Annotated in this window: 19 protein-coding genes, 3 tRNA genes and 2 pseudogenes; 9 read left to right on the forward strand and 15 right to left on the reverse strand. The window is 42.9% G+C overall.

The annotated features are described in order from the left end of the window. Positions 1 to 50: 50 nt before the first annotated feature. The gene (locus ACQKCP_RS05670) at positions 51 to 1,787 is read right to left on the reverse strand and encodes an NAD(P)/FAD-dependent oxidoreductase (protein ID WP_427611599.1); all 1,737 of its coding nucleotides are present in this window, start codon (positions 1,785 to 1,787) and stop codon (positions 51 to 53) included. A 62-nt stretch (positions 1,788 to 1,849) separates the two neighbouring features. Continuing rightward, entirely contained in the window at positions 1,850 to 2,587 is a 738-nt protein-coding gene (locus ACQKCP_RS05675) for an SDR family NAD(P)-dependent oxidoreductase (RefSeq protein WP_427611600.1), read from the reverse strand. Positions 2,588 to 3,142: 555 nt separating this feature from the next. On the opposite strand from ACQKCP_RS05675, the gene ACQKCP_RS05680 reads away from it, so the two are divergent. Both ACQKCP_RS05680 and ACQKCP_RS05685 read left to right on the forward strand, forming a co-directional pair. After that, complete coding sequence (locus ACQKCP_RS05680; RefSeq protein ID WP_427611601.1) at positions 3,143 to 4,345, forward strand: pyridoxal phosphate-dependent aminotransferase; 1,203 nt, start codon at positions 3,143 to 3,145, stop codon at positions 4,343 to 4,345. Positions 4,346 to 4,601: 256 nt separating this feature from the next. Continuing rightward, positions 4,602 to 4,677, forward strand: a tRNA-Asn gene (locus ACQKCP_RS05685). A gap of 186 nt (positions 4,678 to 4,863) precedes the next feature. On the opposite strand, the gene ACQKCP_RS05690 is transcribed toward ACQKCP_RS05685, so the two are convergent. The 7 genes from ACQKCP_RS05690 to ACQKCP_RS05720 form a co-directional block, all read right to left on the reverse strand. Then, positions 4,864 to 5,484, reverse strand: a complete 621-nt coding sequence (locus ACQKCP_RS05690) for a DUF411 domain-containing protein (RefSeq protein ID WP_427611602.1) — start codon at positions 5,482 to 5,484, stop codon at positions 4,864 to 4,866. A gap of 123 nt (positions 5,485 to 5,607) precedes the next feature. Next, on the reverse strand, positions 5,608 to 6,915 hold the full coding sequence (locus tag ACQKCP_RS05695) for an arsenic transporter (protein WP_427611603.1): 1,308 nt from the start codon (positions 6,913 to 6,915) through the stop codon (positions 5,608 to 5,610). A gap of 67 nt (positions 6,916 to 6,982) precedes the next feature. Next, positions 6,983 to 7,756, reverse strand: coding sequence for an arsenical resistance protein ArsH (gene arsH, locus ACQKCP_RS05700; RefSeq protein WP_427611604.1), 774 nt, complete (start codon positions 7,754 to 7,756; stop codon positions 6,983 to 6,985). After that, the gene (arsC, locus tag ACQKCP_RS05705; protein WP_427611605.1) at positions 7,743 to 8,150 is read right to left on the reverse strand and encodes an arsenate reductase (glutaredoxin); all 408 of its coding nucleotides are present in this window, start codon (positions 8,148 to 8,150) and stop codon (positions 7,743 to 7,745) included. Before arsC ends, arsH begins: the two co-directional genes overlap by 14 nt. Before the next feature lie 44 nt (positions 8,151 to 8,194). Beyond that, a complete protein-coding gene (locus tag ACQKCP_RS05710) occupies positions 8,195 to 8,557 on the reverse strand; it encodes an ArsR/SmtB family transcription factor (RefSeq protein ID WP_427611606.1) in 363 nt (120 codons plus the stop codon). A 217-nt stretch (positions 8,558 to 8,774) separates the two neighbouring features. After that, the gene (locus ACQKCP_RS05715) at positions 8,775 to 9,041 is read right to left on the reverse strand and encodes a YrhK family protein (RefSeq protein ID WP_347163400.1); all 267 of its coding nucleotides are present in this window, start codon (positions 9,039 to 9,041) and stop codon (positions 8,775 to 8,777) included. 191 nt (positions 9,042 to 9,232) lie between these two features. After that, complete coding sequence (locus tag ACQKCP_RS05720; RefSeq protein WP_427611607.1) at positions 9,233 to 9,781, reverse strand: TetR/AcrR family transcriptional regulator; 549 nt, start codon at positions 9,779 to 9,781, stop codon at positions 9,233 to 9,235. A gap of 163 nt (positions 9,782 to 9,944) precedes the next feature. Here ACQKCP_RS05720 and ACQKCP_RS05725 point away from each other — a divergent pair, with 163 nt between their 5' ends. Continuing rightward, entirely contained in the window at positions 9,945 to 10,610 is a 666-nt protein-coding gene (locus ACQKCP_RS05725; RefSeq protein ID WP_427611608.1) for an NAD(P)H-dependent oxidoreductase, read from the forward strand. A 127-nt stretch (positions 10,611 to 10,737) separates the two neighbouring features. Here the strand turns inward: ACQKCP_RS05725 and ACQKCP_RS05730 are convergent. The 4 genes from ACQKCP_RS05730 to msrB form a co-directional block, all read right to left on the reverse strand. After that, positions 10,738 to 10,814 (reverse strand) — tRNA-Asp (locus ACQKCP_RS05730). A 37-nt stretch (positions 10,815 to 10,851) separates the two neighbouring features. After that, positions 10,852 to 10,927, reverse strand: a tRNA-Val gene (locus ACQKCP_RS05735). 224 nt (positions 10,928 to 11,151) lie between these two features. After that, entirely contained in the window at positions 11,152 to 11,637 is a 486-nt protein-coding gene (locus ACQKCP_RS05740) for a glutathione peroxidase (RefSeq protein ID WP_160020834.1), read from the reverse strand. Between the two features lie 137 nt (positions 11,638 to 11,774). Then, the gene (gene msrB, locus ACQKCP_RS05745) at positions 11,775 to 12,200 is read right to left on the reverse strand and encodes a peptide-methionine (R)-S-oxide reductase MsrB (protein ID WP_057760931.1); all 426 of its coding nucleotides are present in this window, start codon (positions 12,198 to 12,200) and stop codon (positions 11,775 to 11,777) included. 444 nt (positions 12,201 to 12,644) lie between these two features. Between msrB and ACQKCP_RS05750 the strand changes: the two are divergent. Then, positions 12,645 to 12,879, forward strand: a pseudogene (locus ACQKCP_RS05750) (helix-turn-helix domain-containing protein); the annotation flags it as partial. Between the two features lie 53 nt (positions 12,880 to 12,932). Continuing rightward, positions 12,933 to 14,297 (forward strand): annotated as a pseudogene (locus ACQKCP_RS05755) (aminotransferase class I/II-fold pyridoxal phosphate-dependent enzyme); the annotation flags it as partial. A gap of 115 nt (positions 14,298 to 14,412) precedes the next feature. Here ACQKCP_RS05755 and ACQKCP_RS05760 read toward each other — a convergent pair. Together ACQKCP_RS05760 and ACQKCP_RS05765 are read right to left on the reverse strand one after the other, a co-directional pair. Continuing rightward, complete coding sequence (locus ACQKCP_RS05760) at positions 14,413 to 16,020, reverse strand: inorganic phosphate transporter (RefSeq protein WP_290176460.1); 1,608 nt, start codon at positions 16,018 to 16,020, stop codon at positions 14,413 to 14,415. Between the two features lie 556 nt (positions 16,021 to 16,576). Continuing rightward, the gene (locus tag ACQKCP_RS05765) at positions 16,577 to 18,262 is read right to left on the reverse strand and encodes an ATPase (RefSeq protein WP_427611609.1); all 1,686 of its coding nucleotides are present in this window, start codon (positions 18,260 to 18,262) and stop codon (positions 16,577 to 16,579) included. A gap of 320 nt (positions 18,263 to 18,582) precedes the next feature. Between ACQKCP_RS05765 and ACQKCP_RS05770 the strand changes: the two genes are divergently transcribed. The 4 genes from ACQKCP_RS05770 (at position 18,583) to ACQKCP_RS05785 (ending at position 23,074) form a co-directional block, all read left to right on the forward strand. Further along, the gene (locus ACQKCP_RS05770; protein WP_427611610.1) at positions 18,583 to 19,296 is read left to right on the forward strand and encodes an FFLEELY motif protein; all 714 of its coding nucleotides are present in this window, start codon (positions 18,583 to 18,585) and stop codon (positions 19,294 to 19,296) included. Between the two features lie 90 nt (positions 19,297 to 19,386). Further along, a complete protein-coding gene (gene ubiE / locus ACQKCP_RS05775) occupies positions 19,387 to 20,487 on the forward strand; it encodes a bifunctional demethylmenaquinone methyltransferase/2-methoxy-6-polyprenyl-1,4-benzoquinol methylase UbiE (protein ID WP_427611611.1) in 1,101 nt (366 codons plus the stop codon). Positions 20,488 to 20,605: 118 nt separating this feature from the next. Further along, entirely contained in the window at positions 20,606 to 21,310 is a 705-nt protein-coding gene (locus tag ACQKCP_RS05780; RefSeq protein ID WP_427611612.1) for a ubiquinone biosynthesis accessory factor UbiJ, read from the forward strand. 102 nt (positions 21,311 to 21,412) lie between these two features. Continuing rightward, entirely contained in the window at positions 21,413 to 23,074 is a 1,662-nt protein-coding gene (locus ACQKCP_RS05785) for an ABC1 kinase family protein (RefSeq protein WP_427611613.1), read from the forward strand. The last annotated feature ends 12 nt before the right edge of the window (positions 23,075 to 23,086 follow it).

Genomic DNA, 23,086 nt, shown 5'->3' on the forward strand with positions numbered 1-23,086 from the left:
TGGCGAATCTTTCAAAACACTTAGAATACATAACGGCATTAATCGTCATACTATTTGGTTCTACGGCGACCAAATAAGCCACGCTTCTTATATTGGCTCGTATCAGTAGCTGCATTCTGCAAACGATTAGCATACTCGACCAGCTCCTGATTGGTCGTCGCTATGGTTACTTCGCGCTTGTTCAGTCTACGTAATTTGGTATCCGCTTTTATAGGTAAGTCTTTATAACGGAACGGCGTATGCGCGCTATCAGCGTCAGGTAAATGAGCTGGGTCAACCTCGTCTTTTATATCAATATCAAGACCAAGCGCCTGACAGACGCGTAATCCACTGCGTACGCCATCTTCATGAAAGCCATTAAACCAATAAGCCCCGCAGAAATGCGTGTGCAAACCATTACCCGAGATACTCGACCATTTAGTCTGTGCATCAATCATCGCAAGATCGAACACTGGATGACTGTAATCGATGCTTTTAATTATCTGCTTATCATCGACGCTTTTGTTGTCTACAGCTGGATTTAATGTGACCAAATAATTGTGTTTTTTGGTCAAGCGTTGCAGGATATTCATGTGATAAGTCAGCACTGGCTTTGCAGGTACCTGTGCGTTTCCAGACGCTTGCTCATCCTTAACACTGCCTGAAACTGTTTCATCTATTAAGTAATTCCAGCTTGCCCATGCCAGTGGTTTCTTAGGTAAAACACTGGTATCGGTGTGTAGTACCGCTGTGTTCTTGGTAAAGCGAAAGTGACTTAATACTTCAGATTCATCGGTGCTCGCATCCTTTAGAATCTTTAGCGCAGTATCTGCATGACAAGCAAATATAACCTCATCGAACACAAGGTTTTCGCTACGGTTGTCAGCGTTACCTTTATCCTGCATTGTTAAAACATTCTTCACCGTCAAAGTCACTTGCTCACCATCACGAACCACAGACTGTACTGGGCTATTGACTCGTATCTTGCCACCCGCTTTGATAAAACGTGGAATCAATTTATTGACGTATTGCTTTGAGCCGCCTTTTATCGTAAACCACTGCGGACGATTGACCACATCCAGCAAACCGTGGTTGTCAAAGAACTGTGCAAAAAACACCAGTGGAAAATCTTGTACTTCATCTAGGCTGGTTGACCAAATAGCCGAGACCATTGGTAGTAGATAGTTATCGGTAAATAGCTGACCGTATTTCTTTTGTGCTAAGTAACCGCCAAGTGTTTGCTCTGCAAAGCTACTAACGTCTTGTCCTTGAGAGCGCGCACTATCATAATCTTGGCGTAGCTGTTTGATATGCTTATTAAACTGCAAAATATCTTTGATAAATTGCCAGAACTTTGGATTAAGTACATTTTTACGTTGTGACAATAAAGTGTTGAGCGTATGACCATTGTATTCAAAATGACGTGCAGTATTTTTGACAGAAAAGCTCATGTCCGTTGCCTGAAACGGCACCTGCAACTCATGAAGCAAACGAAAGAAGTTCGGGTATGTGCGCTCATTAAAGACAATAAACCCTGTATCTATCGCACTACTCTCTACATTGCTACTCTTCGCTTTTTTACCATCTTGTAGTGCCACGTCAATCGTATTTACATGCCCGCCGATATAATCATTGGCTTCAAATACCGTCACATCATGTTGCGTACCTAGATAATGGGCACATGTCAGTCCTGATACACCTGAGCCAATGATAGCAATAAGTTTTGGGGTAGTCTGATGGTCAGAATCTGTTGCAGCATTAGTAGCAATCTTTTGGTTACTGGCACGTTTGAAATGAGTAAACGGCATAAAAGCATTCCCTTCTATATTTTTCTGTCGATATAATGGTTGAGAGTTCTACTGATAGTAGATTATTTTTTATTAAGTTTTTCACTAACTTGCTGCCAGACTAAATCAGGCAACGTACCTAATGCTTTCAAAGGCATGGTTAGTTTTTTTGGAAATTCAATCACGTCATGCCCACTCTCGATACCGTCACGTATAGCTTTACTGGCCTGCGCTGGCGTCTGGATAAACGGCATCGGAAAGTCATTCTGTTTGGTCATTGGGGTTTCGACAAAACCAGGTACGACTAAGCTAACTGACACATCATGCGGTGCAAGACTAATCTGTAGGGTTTTCATTAGATAATGGATAGCAGCTTTTGAGCTACCATAGGCTTCAGCGCGCGCAAAAGGCACATAAGCAGACGCTGAACCGATACCGACCAAGCGACCTTTTGAAGCGATTAGCTTTGGCAGCACTCCTTCGATCGTATGCGACAACGTACCCATGTTTACCGACATGACTTTCATAAACACACTGCTATCAAAGTTCGGCATATCTAAGTACTCGCACATACCAGCGCCGCAAATTGCTAGATCGATATTGTCGATTTTTTCAAAAGCTTCGACGACCTTTTCTCGATCCATTAGGTCTAAATCAATCGTTTCTGCGCCTAACGCCTGAAGTTCAGCCAACGCTTCGTCGTCACGGCCAACTGCATATACATGATGATTTGCTAGCAGATAGTCTTTTGCCAACTGCTTACCAATGCCCGACGTCGCCCCAGTAATGAGAATATGTAATTTTTCAGTAGAATCTGTCATCGTAAATATCCTTTTTGAGTATTCTTATCTTTTTAAGTATTTTCATAATATGGAATTAATGCTCTTAAACTGATTACCTAATAAAACCTTAGACCTTTGATAGCAACTAGCTATTAATTATCGTTATTCTTCGCAAATATCATTGGGCGCATTTTATTAAGCTATAAGCCATTTTATTTAACAAATCTAAATAATTATAGTGGTTGGCTACAGGTTTATTGTTGTGTCTTCGCAATCGTCTGGGCTCAAGCTTAATCTCAGTGTGTTATTTACTACCTTCACAAGGATGCTGCTATCACAAGCAACGACACAATATTCTGTTACTAGCGTCGTAAGACAGGTCAATATCAGCATGCTACAATGCAAAAATTAGCAATCGCGTCGTTTGCCGAAGCATCATTACTATCATCTATAATCGAATGACCGCCGTGTTACGGTAAGATGACGCTATCTTTTCTCAAACTATCTGACATCTTGTCCTGATAGCAATGAAAACGTTATATAATTAATATCAGATTTTCATCAACCCCACCCTCATATAAAAAAGGATCTCTCATGAGCGAGTTGCAACTGTCTGACCGCGTCAACAACATCCAACCATCACCTACGCTAGCGATTACCAATAAAGCCAAAGAGCTAAAATCAGCTGGTAAAGATATTATCGGTTTGGGCGCTGGTGAACCTGATTTTGATACCCCTGAACACATCAAAAAAGCAGCAATCGACGCAATCAATAATGGCTTTACTAAATATACAGCTGTCGATGGTACGCCAGAGCTAAAAACAGCCATTATCGAAAAATTCAAGCGTGACAACGACATCAGCTATGAGCCAAACGAAATCCTAGTATCGGTCGGTGGTAAGCAGTCATTCTTTAACCTGGCTCAAGCATTTATCAATCCTGGTGACGAAGTCATCATCCCAGCACCATATTGGGTCAGCTATCCTGACATGGTTATCATCGCAGAAGGTGTGCCAGTCATCGTCAAATGCCCAGCTGAACAAGATTTCAAAATTACTCCTGAGCAGTTGGAAGAAGCCATCACTGACAAGACTAAATTGTTAGTATTAAATAGCCCATCTAACCCAACGGGTATGATTTATACATTAGATGAGCTAAAGGCTATCGCTGAAGTATTGAAAAAGCATCCACAAGTCTATGTAGCTTCAGACGATATGTACGAGCATATCCGCTGGACAGGCGATAAGTTCTACAATATCTTAAACGCGGCACCTGAGCTAAGAGATCGTGCCATTATCTTGAACGGTGTGTCTAAAGCGTATGCGATGACGGGCTGGCGTATCGGCTATGCGGGTGGCCCTGCTAAGCTAATTGGCGCGATGAAAAAGGTACAGTCACAGTCTACTTCATGCCCGACATCAATCAGCCAAGTGGCTGCCGAAGTTGCTATCAGTGGTGATCAGAGCGTACTAGAGCCGATGGTAGCCGCCTTTGAGAAACGCTGTGACCTAGTTGTAGATGGTTTAAATGCCATTAAAGGCATTACTTGCTTGCGTCCTGATGGCGCATTTTATGTATACCCAAATATCGTACCGCTCATCAAAGCGGCGGGCCTGTCGTCATGTACTGAATTCTCAGCATGGTTATTGGACAAAGTTGGCGTGGCAGTCGTACCGGGTGATGCGTTCGGTCTTGGCGGCTATATGCGTATCTCGTACGCTACTGATGAGGCAACATTGAAAGATGCACTATCACGTATCGAAAAAGCAGTGGCTGACTTAGACGTTGCTGAATAAAACGTAAATAGCAACGAGTCTTACCCTTGTTCATAGAAAAGACGCCCTATAGAGTATATAGGGCGTCTTTTTTTGCACGAGTCTTGAGCGTAACTAAGAAAGACACGCTATCTCATCATTAAAATGACAATTTTTACTAATTATGCAAAAAAAGGCTTGACGTATTTTTTAACTTTGCTAGAATACGCCCCACTTAGCAAGAACTCGTTAGAGACTTCTAAGGCTCGTTGTAAGCGATTAAACACTTACAGCCTATTCTCCAATAGCTCAGTTGGTAGAGCAACGGACTGTTAATCCGTGTGTCCCTGGTTCGAGCCCAGGTTGGAGAGCCACATTTTAGTAGTAAATTTCTTGAGTCAACTTTGATTCAATTATGGCATTTGCCAAAACCCCCATCAGTTTGATGGGGGTTTTTTTATGGCTACTATATGGAAACTCTGCACTTATTCCAACGCTTCGATAAGTGCCTGCATTTCTTTTAGCTCACATTTTTGTGCCTCAATAATATCGTCAGCAAATTATAGCTGCTGAGCGATGGACTCGATATCTGCATATACTTGATTTGTACCGTCCTTATTTATTTGCATAATTTGATAAGGTGAGAACTGGTCTCGATACTCCATACCTGGGCTACCGACTGGCATGCTAGGTACAGCGAGTCCGATAGCCTGCTCTGGTGGGTTCTGCAAAAACTCTGCTACATACTTCGCCGGGACATGGCCTTCAAAGATGTAGCCTTCGGTCGTGACTGCCGTGTGACAAGAGCGCATCTCATCAGGCACGCTATAGCGGTCTTTGATCAATGATAAATCAGCTGGATGCTGGGCTGTCGAGACCAGTCCGTGCGTCTGTACATGATCTATCCACTCTTTACAGCAGCCGCAATTAGCATCTTTATAGACGGTTGCAGATACATTGTTTAGGATACCAGTCTGGCTCGCTTGCGGCGCTGCTGTAGGTTCTACTACCGCTTCAACGTTTGCGTCTTTAGCACTGGTATTGATACTTACGTCATCAGTATTATCAGACTCTGCGCATGCCGACAATAGAAGCGCAGTAACCAATACAGCTGCCCCGCGGATTGGCATTAGCAAATACTGACGAGGTTTGATAATGATGTTCACAGTAAGCATTGTCATTTTATACCCTCATTTTAGGTAAAACACGGATCGCATTTAGACCTTATCATGTCCAAACAAAGCTGAACATCGATACGCTTATCAAATTAGCGCCCTAGTAAAGCGGGCTTGCTAATGCTTTGATTAGCTTGGCAGCATAGGCAACCAAACAACCAATGCTAACAATGTCACTAACAACACAGGCGGCGTGATCAGTAGACCAATCTTTATGTACTGCCCCCAGCTGATTTTGTAGTCCTTTTCTGCCAACACATGTAACCATAGTAAAGTAGCCAGACTACCAATCGGCGTAAATTTAGGGCCCAAATCATTACCAATGACATTGGCATAAATCATTAGCTCTCGCGTTGCAGCAGGTACTTGTGCTTGATCAATCGCAAGCGCGCCGACTAAGGTTGCTGGCATATTATTCATAACAGAAGCGACTATAGCGGACAAGAACCCAGTTCCAACGGTAGCAATGACTGCGCCTTGTTGACCCAACCAGTTGAGTACTTGCGCCCCATAGGCAGTGAGACCTGCATTACCCAGACCGTATACCACTAGATACATACCGATTGAAAATAGTACGATTTGCCAAGGCGCTTTACGTACTACATCGCTCACCGAGACCACCGCACCGCGACCGCCTTGCCATATACGACCAGCGATTGCCATCAGTGCAACAGCAGCGATGCCCGTGACCAGCGAAATAGACAGCCCCAACGGCTCAGTCGCAAAATAGGCGACCAGTAGCAAACCTAATAATGGAAAAGCAGCTCGGAACACCAATGGATCGGTAATAGCAGACTCTGGAGCGCTTAGCTCGCCAGTCGAGTAGGTTTTTGGAATATGACGTGCATATACAACCCACAACACCAGTAGCGTCGCTAATACAGACACTATATTGACCGGTACCATCACCGCCGCATAACGACCAAAGCCTATGTCAAAATAATTGGCACTGACAATGTTGACTAAATTTGAGGTGACCAATGGCAGACTTGCCGTATCAGCGATAAAACCAGTTGCTATAATAAACGCTAACGCTGATGGTGGCGAAAATTTCAGACGTAGCAAGATAGCGATGACAATCGGAGTCAGTAGTAGCGCTGCACCATCATTGGCAAAAAATGCAGAAATAAAGGCGCCGAGCACGACAATCATCGGAAACAACAAGCGCCCTTGCCCATTGCCAAGGCGTGCCACATGCAATGCGGCCCAGCCAAAAAACCCTGCCCGATCTAAGATAAGCGAGATGATAATCAGCGCCACAAAAGTAAAGGTAGCATCCCAGACAATATCCCAGACAATACCCACATCTGATAGCTGCACGACGCCAAGCGCTAACGCTACTAAGGCACCACCCATGGCGCTCCAGCCGATACCCAATCCTTTAGGTTGCCAGATAACTAAGACTAAAGTGACCACAAAAATAGCAAATGCAAGCATTGTACGACCTTACTTAAGCTGACTTTATTCAGCCGATTTAATATAGGGAATTAGATCGATTAGGGGGTTAGATCGATTTTTGATTGACGCGGCTCGATAGTTCTTCAGCACTCTCAACGCGCTCTGAATAGCGATCAGTGAGATAATCTGAACGTCCGCGTGTAAGCCAAGTAAACTTCACTAACTCCTCACAGACATCGACAAGACGCAGATATAACGGAGACATATCCATGCGATTGTCGTCGTTGAACTCTAAAAATGCTTTGGGTATCGAAGATTGGTTGGGGATAGTAATCATCCGCATCCAGCGCCCAAGAATACGCATTTGATTAACTGTATTGAAGCTCTGACTACCACCGCTGACTTGCATCAGTGCTAGTGTTTTACCTTGAGTTGGACGTACGCCACCTAGTGACAGCGGTATCCAGTCGATTTGCGCTTTCATGATACTGGTAATACTGCCGTGACGCTCTGGACTCACCCACAGCATGCCTTCTGACCACTGCGCCAGCTCCCGTAACTCTTGCACTTTAGGATGGTCTGAGTCTACATCGTCAGGCAACGGCAAGCCGGATGGATCAAACATTTTTACTTCACAACCATACCAACGTAGCAACCGGCTCGACTCTTCAGCGGCCAATCTAGAAAATGAGCGCGCACGGACAGAACCGTATAGCACTAGTATTCTTGGCGGATGACGTGAGTCATTTGGCGCAACCAAAGACTCAATATCGATAGGCTGAAGATTATCTATATCAATATTGGGTAAGTCGTCTAAGCTAAATTCTGGCAAAACAGTAGATTCGGCTTCCAATGCTTGGTCAACCTCAGTGTTTGTCATGAGTAACAACCTCGCCGTCTTCTTTTGTGAAGCTACTTACTGGATTGGCTAGCAATTCAAACACACGCTCTGACGGACGACATAGAGCAGCGCCTTTATCCGTCACTACGATAGGACGGTTGATTAAAATAGGATGCGCAATCATGGCATCGATAATTTGATCGTCAGACAACTCAGGATTATCTAGACCAAGCTCATCATTGATAGCTTCTTTACTTCTTAACAGCTCTCTAGGCGAAATCTGCATTTGTGCCAACAGCTCCACTAAACGGTCGCGGGTTGGTGGATTGTTCAGATATTCCACCACTTCTGGTTCTTCACCTGATGATTTAATAATGGCAAGCGTGTTACGAGAGGTTCCGCATTTAGGATTATGAAAGATTAATGGCTTCATAGTGTTTACACCTATTTTATGTATTTATTGAAATGATAATTGGTTTAATCATTACTTTGCTCAGTAGACTCATTTACTTTGCAGCCACTCAGGCTATCCATGAGTGACGCACATAATTCTGGATGTCCCGCACAGCAATCTTGCAACAGGAACTGAATGACGTTTTCCATATGTGATAGCGAAGCACGATAGATAATTTGCCGGCTTTGTCGTTGTGAGACCACCCACCCTGCTCGTGCCAGCACCGCTAGATGCGCTGACATCGTGTTGTGCGGCACACCAAGCTGACGGGCTATTTCACCGGCAGGGAGACCTTCAGGCTCGTGGCTGACCAGCAACCTAAAAGCCTTTAAACGAGTGTCTTGAGAGAGTGCAGCAAAGCTTGCAGTAGCAGTAGTTATTTCCATATGTCCAATAATATAGACATATGGAAATAACTCAATGGTTTTTGGATGAAATTTTTGTCTTTTAAGAGTATCAGAGATCACTCACCATCGTTCAATGAACCAAATTACTTCTAGCAATAATGACTATTGTCCTTGGGAGTGATACTGGATAAATTGATTGTATTTATAGTTAAAGCTTATGGGTTATAACAAGCGAGGTACTACCTAACGCTATAACTTATCGCTGACTTGATCGTTTGTATACCCTACCGACATGAATTAAGCTGACCAGCTTGATCAGTGGCTTTATAAGCAACTGCGCACTACCAAGGATAAATAGCCAAGTACCGTCCGTTGTCAGTGATTCTTTTAAAAAGAAAAAGCTACCGATCAGAAACCAAATAGCGATAAGTAAGTCATTTACCGCGCCCAAGGCATCATAGCGCCGCTGTATCACAATATGATCTTGTCCAATATCAACATCTAATTTTTTACTATCACCCAAAACTTATTCCTTAGCCACATGTCACTTTGTTACACGCACAGATATACCAATTAATTAGAACCGCTGCCAACATCAGAGTTTACTAAATAGACCAAGCCAATAAGATTAGATATATATCATGTGTAAAACTAGTTACTCCAATATTCGTGATCCTTTAGGTAAATAACAAAGATAAAACTTAGAACCGTACACTATAGCAATTTGTCATCTTCCATTGCTGGATGACTTTCTAGCAGAGATACCAAGAGACATTTAGCAGTCATAACAGCCTTTGATCCTAATATCGGCCAACTTTGAACAACACCCTCATGTATCAATAACAAATGATCTCTTCTATCTAGGAGATTTGTCGTCTCAGCCATTTTATCGGCGACTTCTTTTTTATGCTGTTCCATAACCTTGCGGATAGGCTCGCTATGAGGATATGAAGCAACGGCGCTATGAAAAAGACATCCCTGCGATACATTTTCAAACATCCACCTCCCGACTCTATCAAATATGACGTTTGATATATTTTCAGTATTGTCAGGTAAATCCTCAAAAATATAACTGAGATATCGTGTATGACGATTCTCAAGTGCCATTATGATCATGTCTTCTTTTGAAGGACAATATTTGTAGAGGGTCCGCAGGCTCACCTGTGCCGAATCACGTAATTGATCGACACCCAATTCGGTGAATCCACTTTGGGCAAATGCTTTTTCAAGACCTGCTGCGATTTTTTTCTGTGTTTTATTCATAGTTGACAATGTAGAACGTTCTCTATACTATTTCAAGTAGAGCGAACGTTCTACTTTTTTAATACATCCATTATTATCAAGCGTAGTGATGGATAATCACTAAATAAATTTTTGTTACAGGATTTATTATCTCTCTATCAACCGTACTGTAAGAGGCAATCATATGAATATATTGACCGTTTTTTCCCATCCATTTAGAGACAAGTATCCAGCAGCAGTCATGGAGGCTTTTCACAAACCTATCATCGACGCAGGTCACTCGGTAGATATATTAGATCTGCATGCCGAAGGGTTCGATCCTCGATTTACTGAAGCAGATCATGCTTGTTTTTGGGGTGGCGAGCTGCCTGATGAGATAAGAGAAATGCACCAAAGAGTTGCTAAAGCAGATCAACTTGCTTTTATTTTTCCCGTTTACTGGTGGAGTATGCCTGCATTAATGAAGGGCTGGATTGAACGCGTCTTCACTGGTGGCTGGGCATATCAATATGGTTCAGGTGTTGAAGATCGCGGTAAAGCGCCATTGGATGGCCTTTTGACAAATATACCAACAATTTTAATTGGTGTCGGTGGTTCAAAAAAGGCAACCTACGATAAGTATAATTATGAACATGCTATGCATACTCAAATTGATCTTGGTATTTTCTCATACTGCGGGGTAACAGATGTCGAAAGCCATATTATCTATGATGTGGAAGGCGAAAGTAACGCACCAAATCGTGAACAAGGACTAAAGTTCGCCAAAAAAGCGGGGGAAGACTTTATCTGTCCTAGTCGAATACCAAAAAATGTCAGAGAAGCATTTTTGAAAAATTTGTCATTAGAATGATAAGTGAATTTATTTTATTACTTAAGGCAGAGCTTAATTTAAACACCCAAACACAAAAAAACCTCAAACAATCTAATGCTTGAGGCGAAACTTGCTTAAACTCGAAAGTCTAAATTCGTTTTAAATATGGCGCAGCGGACGGGACTCGAACCCGCGACCCCCGGCGTGACAGGCCGGTATTCTAACCAACTGAACTACCGCTGCTTAGGTCTCTTAGCTTGTTTAGCCACTTGCTAAGAAGTGGTGGGTGATGACGGATTCGAACCGCCGACATTCTGCGTGTAAGGCAGACGCTCTACCAACTGAGCTAATCACCCTTCGAACAATCGCTAGGCAATTTATTCAACATCAACTGAGCTCTTAAGTTTGTCACTAAGCTCCGTTGCTGTGGGTGTGTATTATATAGATTTACTGTTGGGTGTCAAACAGTATTTACCACTTTTTTAGATATTTTTTCGATTTTTATTAGAATATCTAGCAAGCATTTGTTTTTATTGATTTTATATTTTCATACAAAATCAATATTTTTTAAATTTAATGCCTATTTATTAGCCAGTGCTTGCTCGATGTCGTTTTTGATGGCTTCTGGCTTGGTCGTTGGTGCATAGCGGTCAATCACCTGACCTTTACTATCGACTAGGAACTTGGTGAAATTCCACTTGATACCATCTGTCAGCACACCACCCTTTTGTTCTTTGAGCCATTGATAGATAGGATGAGCATCTGCGCCATTGACATCAGTCTTTGCCATCATTGGAAAACTGACACCATAGTTCTTTTGGCAAAACGCACCAATTTCGTCATTGCTACCTGGGTCTTGGCTACCAAATTGATTACAAGGAAAGCCGACGATGACCAGTCCTTGATCTTTATATTGTTGATATAGCGACTCTAAGCCTTCAAACTGCGGCGTAAATCCACATTTGCTTGCAGTATTGACGATTAATAATACTTTATCTTGGTAATCTGAAAACGCTTGCGAGCTACCATCCATGCGCTCAGCCGTAAAATCATAAATTGTACTCATCATTTATCCTTAAATTGAGGTTTTTATTGTTTTGAGTGTCTATGCACTACTTCTTTTTCTATCATACACCTAATAAAACTATTGAAAAGGAAGCACCTTGTACTTCCCTTTCACGTTTCTAATACTACTTATACTACTTACTTCTCAGACTTATCTAAATCGATAGATACTGAGTTAATGCAATAGCGCATGCCTGTTGTCTCGGTAGGACCATCAGGGAATACATGGCCCAAATGTGCGCCGCAGTTGCTGCAAGTGACTTCGGTGCGAGTCATGCCTAGCGAGTTATCGACGTGCTCTTCAATCGCACTGTTATCGATACCTTGGTCAAAACTTGGCCAGCCACAGCTAGCATCAAATTTATTGCTTGAGTCAAATAAGCTTGCACCGCAGCCCTTACAGCGGTAAACGCCATCGTCGGTCGCATCATTATATACACCTGTAAATGGGCGTTCAGTGCCCTTCTCACGCATAATATGATACTCATCAGCGGTTAAACGCTCTTTCCAGTCAGCTTCAGTCAACTGGCTGATCTCTTCTTTGCTTAGTTGGTTGTCTTGCATAATTTATCCTTATTCGAGTATTTATTATCTAATCTCGGTAACTATTTTATCGCCATTTGATTATGAGAACGACGTGCTCTATCTGTTGGTTATCGGCACACTATTCAAGGCATATATAAGAAAAGCACTCTTTATATTGGGAGATAGACAACATGATTGAGGAGATTAACTGAGTCAAATATAGCAAATTAATTTTAGATAATGATGGGTAAAGATGTAATTTTGATACCTATACATTTTATAGTCTACATAAGAGATTTAAAGCCATATAAATATAAGCCAAATGTCAATTGCAAGATATACTTGCAAATACTAATTGAACCGATTGTAAAATCATTTGCAAATTAATTATCAATGCAATAATATCTTGCATTAGTGTTTGACTAAAATGTTTAATATACCTCTACACTGAATAACTACTGGTTAATAAAGGCTCAAATAACAATGTCTAACGACAATAGCAAAAGTACGCAAGCGGAACGACTGGTACAGTTGCGCCGTGACAAAGGATTTACTGCTGAGCAGCTAGCACAAGCCATGACAGCCGCTGGTGCAAAGGTGAGTCGTGGTGCTATATCAAACTGGGAGCGCGGTACCAATGGCATTGTCTCATCCAAGCTGCCTACGCTCGCGCGTATTTTGGGCTGTAGTGAGGGATATCTGTTGCGCGGCGACCTCAACAATGAAGCTATTGATGCAGATGAATCGACATCATCTATAGAGTGCAGTGAACATCAAGAGATGGATACGATTTCCTACACCCAGTCAGATATTAGAGCGACTGTCGCTCAATCGACGACACCTTATCCTGCTGGTAAAGACTCAAAAACCAATTCGACAACCAATCCGAAAAACGGTCATGCTATGAACACCATAAAAAAATCTGATAAATTACAAAACGTTTGCTATGACATTCGTGGTCCTCTATTGCAGACTGCCAATAAGATGGAAGCAGAAGGCAAACGCATATTAAAACTAAACGTGGGTAATCCAGCGCCTTTTGGTTTAGAAGCACCGCATGAGATTTTGCGCGATGTCGCTATGAACTTATCTGAGGCGACTGGCTATTCAGACTCGCAGGGGATTTTCTCAGCGCGTAAAGCCATTTTGCAATATTACCAATCAAAGGGGTTGCTGTCGGCTGTTGATGTGCGTGATGTGTATTTGGGCAATGGGGTTTCTGAGCTTATTGTCATGACCATGCAGGCGTTGATGAATGACGGTGATGAAGTCCTAATTCCAATGCCAGACTACCCGCTTTGGACTGCTGCTGCTAATCTCGCTGGCGGTACTGCTGTGCACTATCGCTGCAATGAAAAAGACAACTGGCATCCTGATATTGAAGACATTAAGTCTAAAATTACGAGCAAAACAAAGGGCATCGTGGTTATTAACCCAAATAACCCGACAGGCTCCCTTTATAGTGATGAGTTATTAAAGCAGATCATCGAAGTCGCTAAAGAGCATGATTTAATTATCATGGCTGATGAGATTTACGATCGTATTCTCTATGATAATAATATACATACCCCAATGAGCACTCTAACTGATGACGTGCTGGTACTTTCTTACAATGGCTTGTCAAAGTCACATCGTATTGCAGGCTTTCGCTCAGGTTGGATGATGGTATCGGGTCGTAAACAGCACGCAGCTGACTTTATTGAAGGCTTAGATATGCTCGCATCTATGCGTCTTTGCTCTAACGTGCAAGGACAGTATGCTATTCAAACAGCGATGGGTGGGCATCAGAGCATGCAAGACCTGACTTCTGAAAAAGGTCGCCTATATAAGCAACGTGAAATGGCAGTCTCACGTCTTAATGCTATTAAAGGCATTTCTTGTACCATGCCTCAAGGCGCGTTTTACTGTTTTCCAAAAATGGATCCAGAGGTTTACCCTATCACCGATGATATGGATTTTATGATGGACTTGCTCGTTGAAGAAAACGTACTGATGGTTCAAGGTACTGGGTTTAACTGGGATAGACCCGACCATTTCCGTCTGGTGTTCTTACCTAACTTGCTTGACCTAGAAAATGCGATGGATAGATTGGACAGATTTTTTGCCAAAAAACGTAAGCAATTTGGTACCGAGTAAATCGTTATATATCATTAAAAAACGCTTATCGGCATGATGCTGATAAGCGTTTTTTATTGCGTTAAACCTAGTTATTCAAACTCAATTATGATAATTCATTGATAAAAACAGCGCATTAAAAAATGTTGCTCAATACAAGATAACTGATGGCAGACATAGTAGCCGCTGCAGGCAGCGTCACAATCCAAGCCAAGCCAATCGGTTTCATAAGCTTCCAGTTAGTATCTCTGTTGACGATACCGATACCTAATACCGCGCCTACTAGCGTGTGAGTACTTGATACAGGCAGACCCATAGTCGATGCGCCCATCACAACCGCCGCAGCAGCCAGCTCAGCTGAGAATCCTGAAGCTGGATGCATTTTCGCTAGATTGGTACCAACGGTTTGAATAACTTCTTTACCAATGAACCAAAGACCAACGATTAGTGCGACACCAAAAGTCAGCATGACAGCAGGTGGTACAGCAGCTTCAGTAGCGATACTATTAGTACGAATCACATCCATAATGGCGGCAAAAGGACCAACCGCGTTGGCAATATCGTTTGAACCATGACTAAAGGCAAAAGCTGACGCGGTAAAGACCTGCATCCAGCTAAACATAATGAATGTCGCTTTGGTCAAATCTTCTTTGTGCTTACCGCGGATACTCTTGGTATAGATGTAGGTCGCTAACCATACTAGCGCCGCTATCATACCCATAATCAAGAAGCCCTGTAGTGTGGTCAGGCCGCTATTAACATTTTTAAGACCTTTAAAGACGACTAGAGAAGTCATCACCGCACCACCTGCGGCAGCAATGATAGGTACCCATTGCTTAAGTGCTTTTAGAGTATCAAGGCTACTACGCTCATTCTCAATATCATAAAGCTTTTTGTAGTAATCAGTTTCTAAATCTTCAACGTTACAATCGTCATCTTTATAGATTTCCTGATCACGTAACATCGCTGACGTATAGGCCAATTGCTCAGACTCTGTCAAACCATCCAAAAACTCTTTATGATTTTGCTTTAAGACTTTTTTATTGCCTTTTAGCGTCGCAATATAAGCTTCGGTTTTATCGTTATATTCAATGATGTTTTTCTTGATTTGTCCATATAAAAGATAAGACAACACGCCACCTAGTAGCGGCGACAACACCCAAGAAATAGCGATGGTTCCAACTGTTCCCCAGTCTACTGTTGATAGCGCCATGTCCGTACCACCTAACGTGATACCTAAAACAATGGAGCTACCAATCACACCGCCAATAATGGAGTGAGTGGTCGAAACAGGCAGACCTTTTTTGGTCGCAAATAACAGCCAAAATGCTGCTGCAACCAATGCGGAGAGCATGACATAAATGAACTGATTGGGCGTCACTGATAGACCATCTAGATCGACGATGCCGCTTCGAATCGTATCAGTAACCTCCCCGCCTGCAAGGACTGCCCCCGATACTTCAAATATCGCGGCAATACCCAATGCTTGCGGGATAGTCAATGTCCCTGCACCCACCGAAGTACCAAATGAGTTGGCGACATCGTTACCACCGATATTGAATGCCATAAAGACACCAAAAGCGGTCGCCACGATGAATAGCGTCGTTTGCTGACGCATGGTGTAATCTAAACCCCACCACAAAAAGTAGGAAGTCATCGCAATCAGTAAAATGGCAAAAAATAGATTTATTCTCATAGAGCCAACTGGCTTGACTGACTCTGTAGAACTGCTGCTAATACCCATACGTTAGTACGTCCTGCGTAAGCTGATTAAAATTATATGAGGTTGATAATACTGCGCTGCTACTCACAGTGCTTGTCGCAGCATCTAATGAAGTAGCAATAGAAAATATATAACATGCGGTTAGAAGGTCTTAAACCGACTATAATGAAAGGAGAAGTACATCCTTCAACATGTCACAAAGCCGCAAGTAATGTTGCCAAATCGTCTGATTACAGCATCTTGCGGCTTATATATTTCTTAGCGATATTTGTGGTACTACTAACAGCTATTGTAACAATTTTTGTCGTAATTATTAAGTTATCTATACTAAATAACCAAAATACGTTGTTTGCTAAATTAAAATTATTATTTAGCAGAAGCTGTTTTGCGCTCTATTATATTAAATATGAGCACATAATGCATGATGATATTGCGAGATTTGTAACTGCAAGTGTATACGGACAAGACCACACTCTGTAAAAGACAGGATGGCTCGAATATGTTTTGAGCCATCTTACTTAGGAAATACAATTATATGAGCCTATAAGAGCCCTTAAACTTCAGGCATCTTTAACAACTACTTGCTTTTGGTGATTGCCGACAACTGCTCAATAGCATGATCTAACACGTCTAAACGCGCCTGACGCTTTTCGTTGGTCGCAATGACACACCATGGCGCTGTCGTTGTATCTGTACGTGCCAGCATATCTGCTGCAGACTGCACATAGTCTGACCATTTATCACGGTTACGCCAGTCATCATCCGTTAGTTTAAACTGCTTATGCGGTGTTTCTAGACGATCTTCAAACCGTTTAAGTTGCTCTTTTTTATCAATCGCTAACCAATATTTGATAACCAACGTTCCTGCTGCTGCCAAGTCTGCCTCGAAACGATTGATTTCATCGTATGCTCGTTGCCATTCATTAGGAGACGCAAATCCTTCGATGCGCTCAACCAACACACGCCCATACCAAGTACGATCGAAAATAGCGATACGGCTAATACGATTCGTTTGCTCATCAGGCAATCTCGTCCAGAAACGCCACAAGTAAGGATGCTGAGTCTCATACAACATCGGCGCGCCAATATTATAGATTTGATACTCGCGGGGATCTAGCGGTGCGACCAATCTTTTTATTGCACCGCCCTTGCCAGCAGCGTCTATTCCTTCAAAAGCAAACACCACATGCCGACCTTGGCGTGCACGTAGCAATTCAGCGAGCCTTGCTTGCTTCTCCGCCAATGCCTCACGATAGTCGGACTTACTGATTTTTTGATCTTTAATAGATGTCAGTTGCTTAGGTATCGGTACAGGTTCAAACTGTTTTTGTTTGGTATCTGAGCTAAGTTTCAATGTCTCAAACTGGGGATCATTTGCTGATACTTCATTGTCATTGCTATCTGTCTGACTACTCGCCAGCGCGGTTTGCATAGCGTGTAGCACCAAATGACAAAAGTTATCAGCGGCCTCTAACTTATCATCACCATCAATGATGACCCAGTCATCCTGTTGACGCAGCAAGGTCGCAGCCACTTCATTAAACTTCTCGATGACTTGCTTACTATTCCAGTCAATTTGATACAAAAACTGAGGATCTGCCTCATCATCTTTTAAGCGACTGTGCAACGTTTCGATATCAACATGAAACCAACATTTTAATAATTTGGTTTGATTGGCAATGAGATCGTCTTCAAATGCTTTTAGTGTGTCTAATTGCTGCTGTAGATAATCTTGCCACTGAGCAATAGGAAGCGGATTTTTATCTGTTTGACCTTTATTATTTGATAATGCTTCAAGGTTTACACTATCTGATGTCGCTAGTCGCATGACGTTATATAATAAATCAGCATACCAGTTGCCAAAATATACCATGACATCACCATGGCGTGGCATGGCGCTAGTATGCGCTTGCCAAATAGGTTGATAGTTCAATGGCGAATGACCAATAGTGGCCTCAACTTTAAGCAGCCTTGGATCTACCCACTGCCGTAACTGCTTAACGGCGGTACCTTTACCCGCCTGCTCCATCCCATTAACTAGTACTAACAGACCTGTTGGTTTATTGAGGGTCGGCGGCGTTTGCTGGCGAGTGGCTTTTAAAGCATACTGAGCTGTTACCAATGCCAATCTAAGCGAATCCTCATCCAGTGAAAACTGACTTAAAGGATTGGGCTTTAGACGCTGCTCCACAACTTGCTCACTAAATTGTGTACTTACCGCTTGTGGTGCTTTTGGTTCAGTAGTATCATTTTTTTTAGACATGATTACACTCGCTATTATTGTTATTGGACTGCTTTACCGTTGAGTGACTTATGGAATAGCTATTAATAGGATAACTCTTAACATTTCTATCTCATCGCTCATTTTTATCTCATTTAATCATAGCACTGCGCCAATCGAGTAAATAATATTGCTGTGTAACAGATTGGTATTTGTATTCTTAATTATTTTCTTTTAAGGTGAACACAATTTTGAGTATAGGATAGAACAGTTGTTGAAAAACTCATAACCCTGAACCACCATATTTAAAACAACCATACTCAAATTTGATTACCCTATTTACTTCTACAGGATTCACTGCCATGACCGCTTTAGCTGATTTACAACAGCATTTGACACGTTTTTGGGCGATGCCTCATCACCAAGATGATGAATTAAATGCTAAGCTCAAAGAAGTACAATCATGGCAACAAGTACGTCTCCAGCAAACGCATCGCGAGCTATTTGAACAACCCAAAAACCAGTTAATGGCAGATTACTTTCTCACCCAACTGTATGGCGGCGAAGAGTTCAAATTATTAGCAGAGCAGTTGGCACGTATCTTGCCAAAAGCGAAAAAGCTAGAACGGCTTGCTAAAGAGTCAGCCCTAGAGGCTGGTAGCATGGGCATCCAAGCAGCGATTTTTGCTATTGAGCTAGATCTGCATTTAGCCCAGTGGTTACTCGCTCAGGATTTACCAGTGAATGAAGAGAATATGCTAGCCGCCTATCGTACTGTCGATGAAGAAGACGAGCGCCGAGTTCAGATTGCCAATCTAAAAGACGTCTGCTATCGCACGGACAAACATCTAAATTCGTTTATGCTCAAAAAAGCCTTTGCACTAGCAAAAAGCACAGCCTATCGTCATGGTTACCAGCCGCTTTATGATTTTATTGATACAGGCTTTAAGGCCATGAAACCTTTGAGCAGCGTCAGCGATTTTATTGAGCCGTTCTGCGAGCGTGAACTGTCCATTATCGATCAGGTTCATGATACGGATAATGGCAGTAAGCCAGTAGCGTTTGGTGTATCATAAGGTCAATATGCTAAATAGCTAATTGACGCTTACTATTTAACGATTTCCTCCGATAAAGACAATCATAAAAATAAATTCTAGGACAACATGATGACTGATAATTCAAAAGATAGCAGCGCCCTTTCTAATCAAGCCACAACGACCAATGGTCATTTGCAAGACAAACTGGTAAAAGACAGTATTGCTCATAATCAGCAGATTAGCGCGCAGATATTACGCAACCAAACAACCAATGTCGTGCCGAGCAAGAATAATAGCGTTGCTAGTGATGACAATAGCGACTTTACTAAAGTTCAAGATCTACCAACTGGGACGCCGCAAGGCCAACAAACCACTATGCCAAACAACGACAAAACGACTCGTACAAACCCTTCAGAGCAAACGATAAAACAGACACTGTTCAATCAGCGTGATGACATCAATAATCCGCACACGCCTGAAACAGATGGTAATGAGCAGACGCATTTTGGCTATAAGACAGTCAATAAAGCAGAAAAACAAGCACGTGTGGCTGACGTATTCACTTCTGTTGCCAAAAAATACGACATCATGAATGACTTGATGTCATTCGGTATTCATCGTCTATGGAAGCGCTATGCGATTAGTTTATCGGGCGTGCGCGCTGGTCAGCATGTCCTTGATATTGCGGGTGGTACGGGTGATTTGGCTAAAGTATTTAGCCGTGAAGTTGGTAGAAATGGCCACGTGGTACTATCTGATATCAATGCTGCGATGCTGGAAGTCGGTCGTGAGCGCCTGATCAATGCAGGCTGTAATAACGTTGATTTTGTATTAGCAAACGCTGAGACATTAGCTCCTTTTGATGACGAAAGCTTTGATTTGGTCACCATTAGCTTTGGTCTGCGTAACGTCACAGACAAAGATGCCGCGCTAAAGTCTATGTATCGCGTCCTGAAGCCAGGCGGTCGTCTATTGATTTTAGAATTCTCAAAGCCAGTATTTGAGCCATTATCTAAGGCTTATGATTTGTATTCATTTACTGCATTGCCAGTGATGGGTAAGCTAATTGCTAATGATGCTGAAAGTTATCAGTACTTGGCTGAGTCAATTCGTATGCACCCTGATCAGCAGACACTCAAGCAAATGATGCAACAAGCTGGGTTTGAGAACTGCGATTATCATAACTTGACTGCTGGCATCGTGGCTGTCCATCGCGGATTTAAAGCGTAACGCTAAATTACGATTGGCAAGACCATTACGTTTAACAGACCCTATTGAACCTAACACGAACATACTATGCGCTGATGCAGCTAATGCAAAGGCGCTCACTTACCGATGCGAGAGCCTTATGCTGACTGTCCTTCTATTAGCTGGAGCCGAAAAGCTAATTAACATTGCCATTGCTAGTGATGAGATTACCAAAGCAGGTTTAGCGCCGCTTGCAGGTAAGGTGTTACGTCTTAATATGGGACTGCCTGAGATTCATTTAGATATCTTGTTCACTCATGAGCGTTTGCGCTTTGAGCCGGTCACGACAGAGAGCGTATTTGAGCCAAATGGCCAGATGAATGAGCGCCAAAAAGCCAGCATGGAGCGCGCACGTTTTGGTCATAGTCGTCCAGACTGTACCATCACCGTAGACAATGCCGCTCAACTGCTTAATCTGATGCGTGGCGCTGAAGGTAACCTGCCAATCGCTGGCGATTACAAAGTGCTAATGCAGCTCAAACAACTGGTTGCAGGATTTGATCCTGACGTGGCTGGACAGCTTGAACCATTTATTGGTAAACCAATGGCTAGCCAATTACACCTTCTTATCTCTCAGCTCAAAGGTAGCTGGCGTCATAGTGCCAAACGTGCTTTGGATGACGTTAGTGATTGGGCCAATGAAGTGGCTGGCAATAGCACACCTGATCCTATCAAGGTGGCAGAAGTAAATGATCTGAAACAGCAACTGTTAAAATTACGTGCTGACATCGAACGGGAAGAAGCCAAACTTGCTGCTATCAAAGAAGAGCAAGCACAGTTTCTTAATAACTCGTTTCATCAATAGCCGATTGCATCAATCATAAATAAACGCTATTACCGATGGCACTATTTATGATTAAGCACAGCGCTTACCCCATTTTCGTCTTTGTTTAGAGTACCTAACCTCATGCTATTATCGCACCGCGCTCGTCTACTTGAGCTTTGGCGTATCGCCGCAATGTATCGCCTTGATACCCATTTTTCTACCGAAGAAGCACCGCAGCTGCAGCCTTTGGCGCGATTAATTCGCATGCATCCAGCAGCATGGGGTAAAAAGCACCAACCAAATGCGATTAAGTATGCGCTTGAGGATATGGGCACGCTGTTCTTGAAACTTGGCCAGTTACTCTCAACGCGTCGCGACTTGGTGCCGCCTGAGATTATCGCTCAATTGGTTCAGTTGCAGGACAAAGTTAAGCCTTTTGACGCTGATATTGCTGTCGCCCAAATTCAACATCCTAAACATGGTCTTGGTCAGTCGATTGAAACGCTGTTTGCCCGGTTCGATATTAAACCGCTAGCGGCCGCTTCTATTGCCCAAGTACACACGGCTGCCCTACATGATGGGCGTGAAGTCGTGGTAAAAGTGGTTCGCCCTGATATTCGCACTGTGATTGTCTCTGACTTTGAACTACTGCGAGAATTGGCAAGTTGGGCATCTGCACGGATTGAAGCGGCACGTGCCGTTCATATCATTGATATTGTCGAAGACTATCGGCAAGTCATGCTCAATGAGCTTGATTTGACGCTTGAGGCTGATAATACTACTCAGATGCGCAACAACTTCTTGGGTTCGGCATTGATGTATGTGCCTGAAGTTTATGATGCTGCCAAAAACGTGATGGTCATGGAGCGTATCCAAGGTGTCCCTATCTCACAAGTTGAGATGTTTGATCAGTTAGGCTATGACCGTGCGGCGCTTGCAGAAAAAGGCTTAACGATATTTTTTACCCAGGTCTTCCGTGATAACTTCTTTCATGCTGATATGCATCCAGGCAATGTGTTCGTAGAGACGCCACCTGTGCAAACCTTACATGCAGGTATGGCAGCAGTTGATTTAGGTCATGAACCACGTTATATCGGGCTTGATTGCGCCATCATGGGCACTTTATCAAAAGACGATCAGCTCATCGTGGCGCGGATGTTACTTGCCGTAATGAACAATAACTTTACCGCTGTTGTTGATATCGTCAGTCGTGCAGGTTGGATACCACCAAATGCCGATAAGCATGCCCTGATGCGTGATATGAAACGTACTGTCGGCCCTATGCTACAAAAATCAATCGATGATATCGACTTTGCTGGCGTACTGATGCAGATTTTGGACATTGCACGTAGACATCATATGAGCATCCCGCCGCAGCTAATGCTTCTGCTAAAAACCTTGGTCCATGTGGAAGGACTCGGTCGTGATTTATATCCTGACCTTGATATTTGGTCACTTGCCAAGCCAATTCTAAGCAGCTGGATTAAAGAGCAGTTAGATCCTATGCGTAATCTACAGCAACTGCGCCAACAACTGCCTGAAATACTCCTGTCTACTACCGATATTCCTAAACTATTAGATCAAGGACTACAAAGCCTTGCCTCACAGGGCTCGCGTCAGGACAGTCAACTACGCGAAATACAGCAAATTCGCGCTGACATGCTAAACGACCGTCGTCGTGATTGGTTGGCACTTGCAGGGTTTGCTATATTTATCGCTATCGCTACGCAAGTTATCGGCTGGCTATCACCTATATTTTATATACTGGCGGTCTTGGTAGTTGTTTGGCGCATCCTAACTTAGTTATAATAGAAC

Source organism: Psychrobacter sp. NPDC078631 (genome assembly GCF_050268165.1).
Classification (GTDB): Bacteria; Pseudomonadota; Gammaproteobacteria; order Pseudomonadales; family Moraxellaceae; genus Psychrobacter.

What these genes read in the sequence shown, in the direction of transcription:
- ACQKCP_RS05680 (WP_427611601.1), top strand. Translation starts at nt 3,143, where the DNA reads ATGAGCGAGTTGCAACTGTCTGACCGCGTCAACAACATCCAACCATCA.
- arsH (WP_427611604.1), bottom strand. Translation starts at nt 7,756, where the DNA reads ATGACAAACACTGAGGTTGACCAAGCATTGGAAGCCGAATCTACTGTT.
- ACQKCP_RS05780 (WP_427611612.1), top strand. Translation starts at nt 20,606, where the DNA reads ATGCTGACTGTCCTTCTATTAGCTGGAGCCGAAAAGCTAATTAACATT.
- ACQKCP_RS05760 (WP_290176460.1), bottom strand. Translation starts at nt 16,020, where the DNA reads ATGGGTATTAGCAGCAGTTCTACAGAGTCAGTCAAGCCAGTTGGCTCT.
- arsC (WP_427611605.1), bottom strand. Translation starts at nt 8,150, where the DNA reads ATGAAGCCATTAATCTTTCATAATCCTAAATGCGGAACCTCTCGTAAC.
- ubiE (WP_427611611.1), top strand. Translation starts at nt 19,387, where the DNA reads ATGACTGATAATTCAAAAGATAGCAGCGCCCTTTCTAATCAAGCCACA.
- ACQKCP_RS05785 (WP_427611613.1), top strand. Translation starts at nt 21,413, where the DNA reads ATGCTATTATCGCACCGCGCTCGTCTACTTGAGCTTTGGCGTATCGCC.
- msrB (WP_057760931.1), bottom strand. Translation starts at nt 12,200, where the DNA reads ATGCAAGACAACCAACTAAGCAAAGAAGAGATCAGCCAGTTGACTGAA.
- ACQKCP_RS05725 (WP_427611608.1), top strand. Translation starts at nt 9,945, where the DNA reads ATGAATATATTGACCGTTTTTTCCCATCCATTTAGAGACAAGTATCCA.
- ACQKCP_RS05690 (WP_427611602.1), bottom strand. Translation starts at nt 5,484, where the DNA reads ATGACAATGCTTACTGTGAACATCATTATCAAACCTCGTCAGTATTTG.
- ACQKCP_RS05720 (WP_427611607.1), bottom strand. Translation starts at nt 9,781, where the DNA reads ATGAATAAAACACAGAAAAAAATCGCAGCAGGTCTTGAAAAAGCATTT.
- ACQKCP_RS05765 (WP_427611609.1), bottom strand. Translation starts at nt 18,262, where the DNA reads ATGTCTAAAAAAAATGATACTACTGAACCAAAAGCACCACAAGCGGTA.
- ACQKCP_RS05740 (WP_160020834.1), bottom strand. Translation starts at nt 11,637, where the DNA reads ATGAGTACAATTTATGATTTTACGGCTGAGCGCATGGATGGTAGCTCG.
- ACQKCP_RS05675 (WP_427611600.1), bottom strand. Translation starts at nt 2,587, where the DNA reads ATGACAGATTCTACTGAAAAATTACATATTCTCATTACTGGGGCGACG.
- ACQKCP_RS05710 (WP_427611606.1), bottom strand. Translation starts at nt 8,557, where the DNA reads ATGGAAATAACTACTGCTACTGCAAGCTTTGCTGCACTCTCTCAAGAC.
- ACQKCP_RS05770 (WP_427611610.1), top strand. Translation starts at nt 18,583, where the DNA reads ATGACCGCTTTAGCTGATTTACAACAGCATTTGACACGTTTTTGGGCG.
- ACQKCP_RS05670 (WP_427611599.1), bottom strand. Translation starts at nt 1,787, where the DNA reads ATGCCGTTTACTCATTTCAAACGTGCCAGTAACCAAAAGATTGCTACT.
- ACQKCP_RS05695 (WP_427611603.1), bottom strand. Translation starts at nt 6,915, where the DNA reads ATGCTTGCATTTGCTATTTTTGTGGTCACTTTAGTCTTAGTTATCTGG.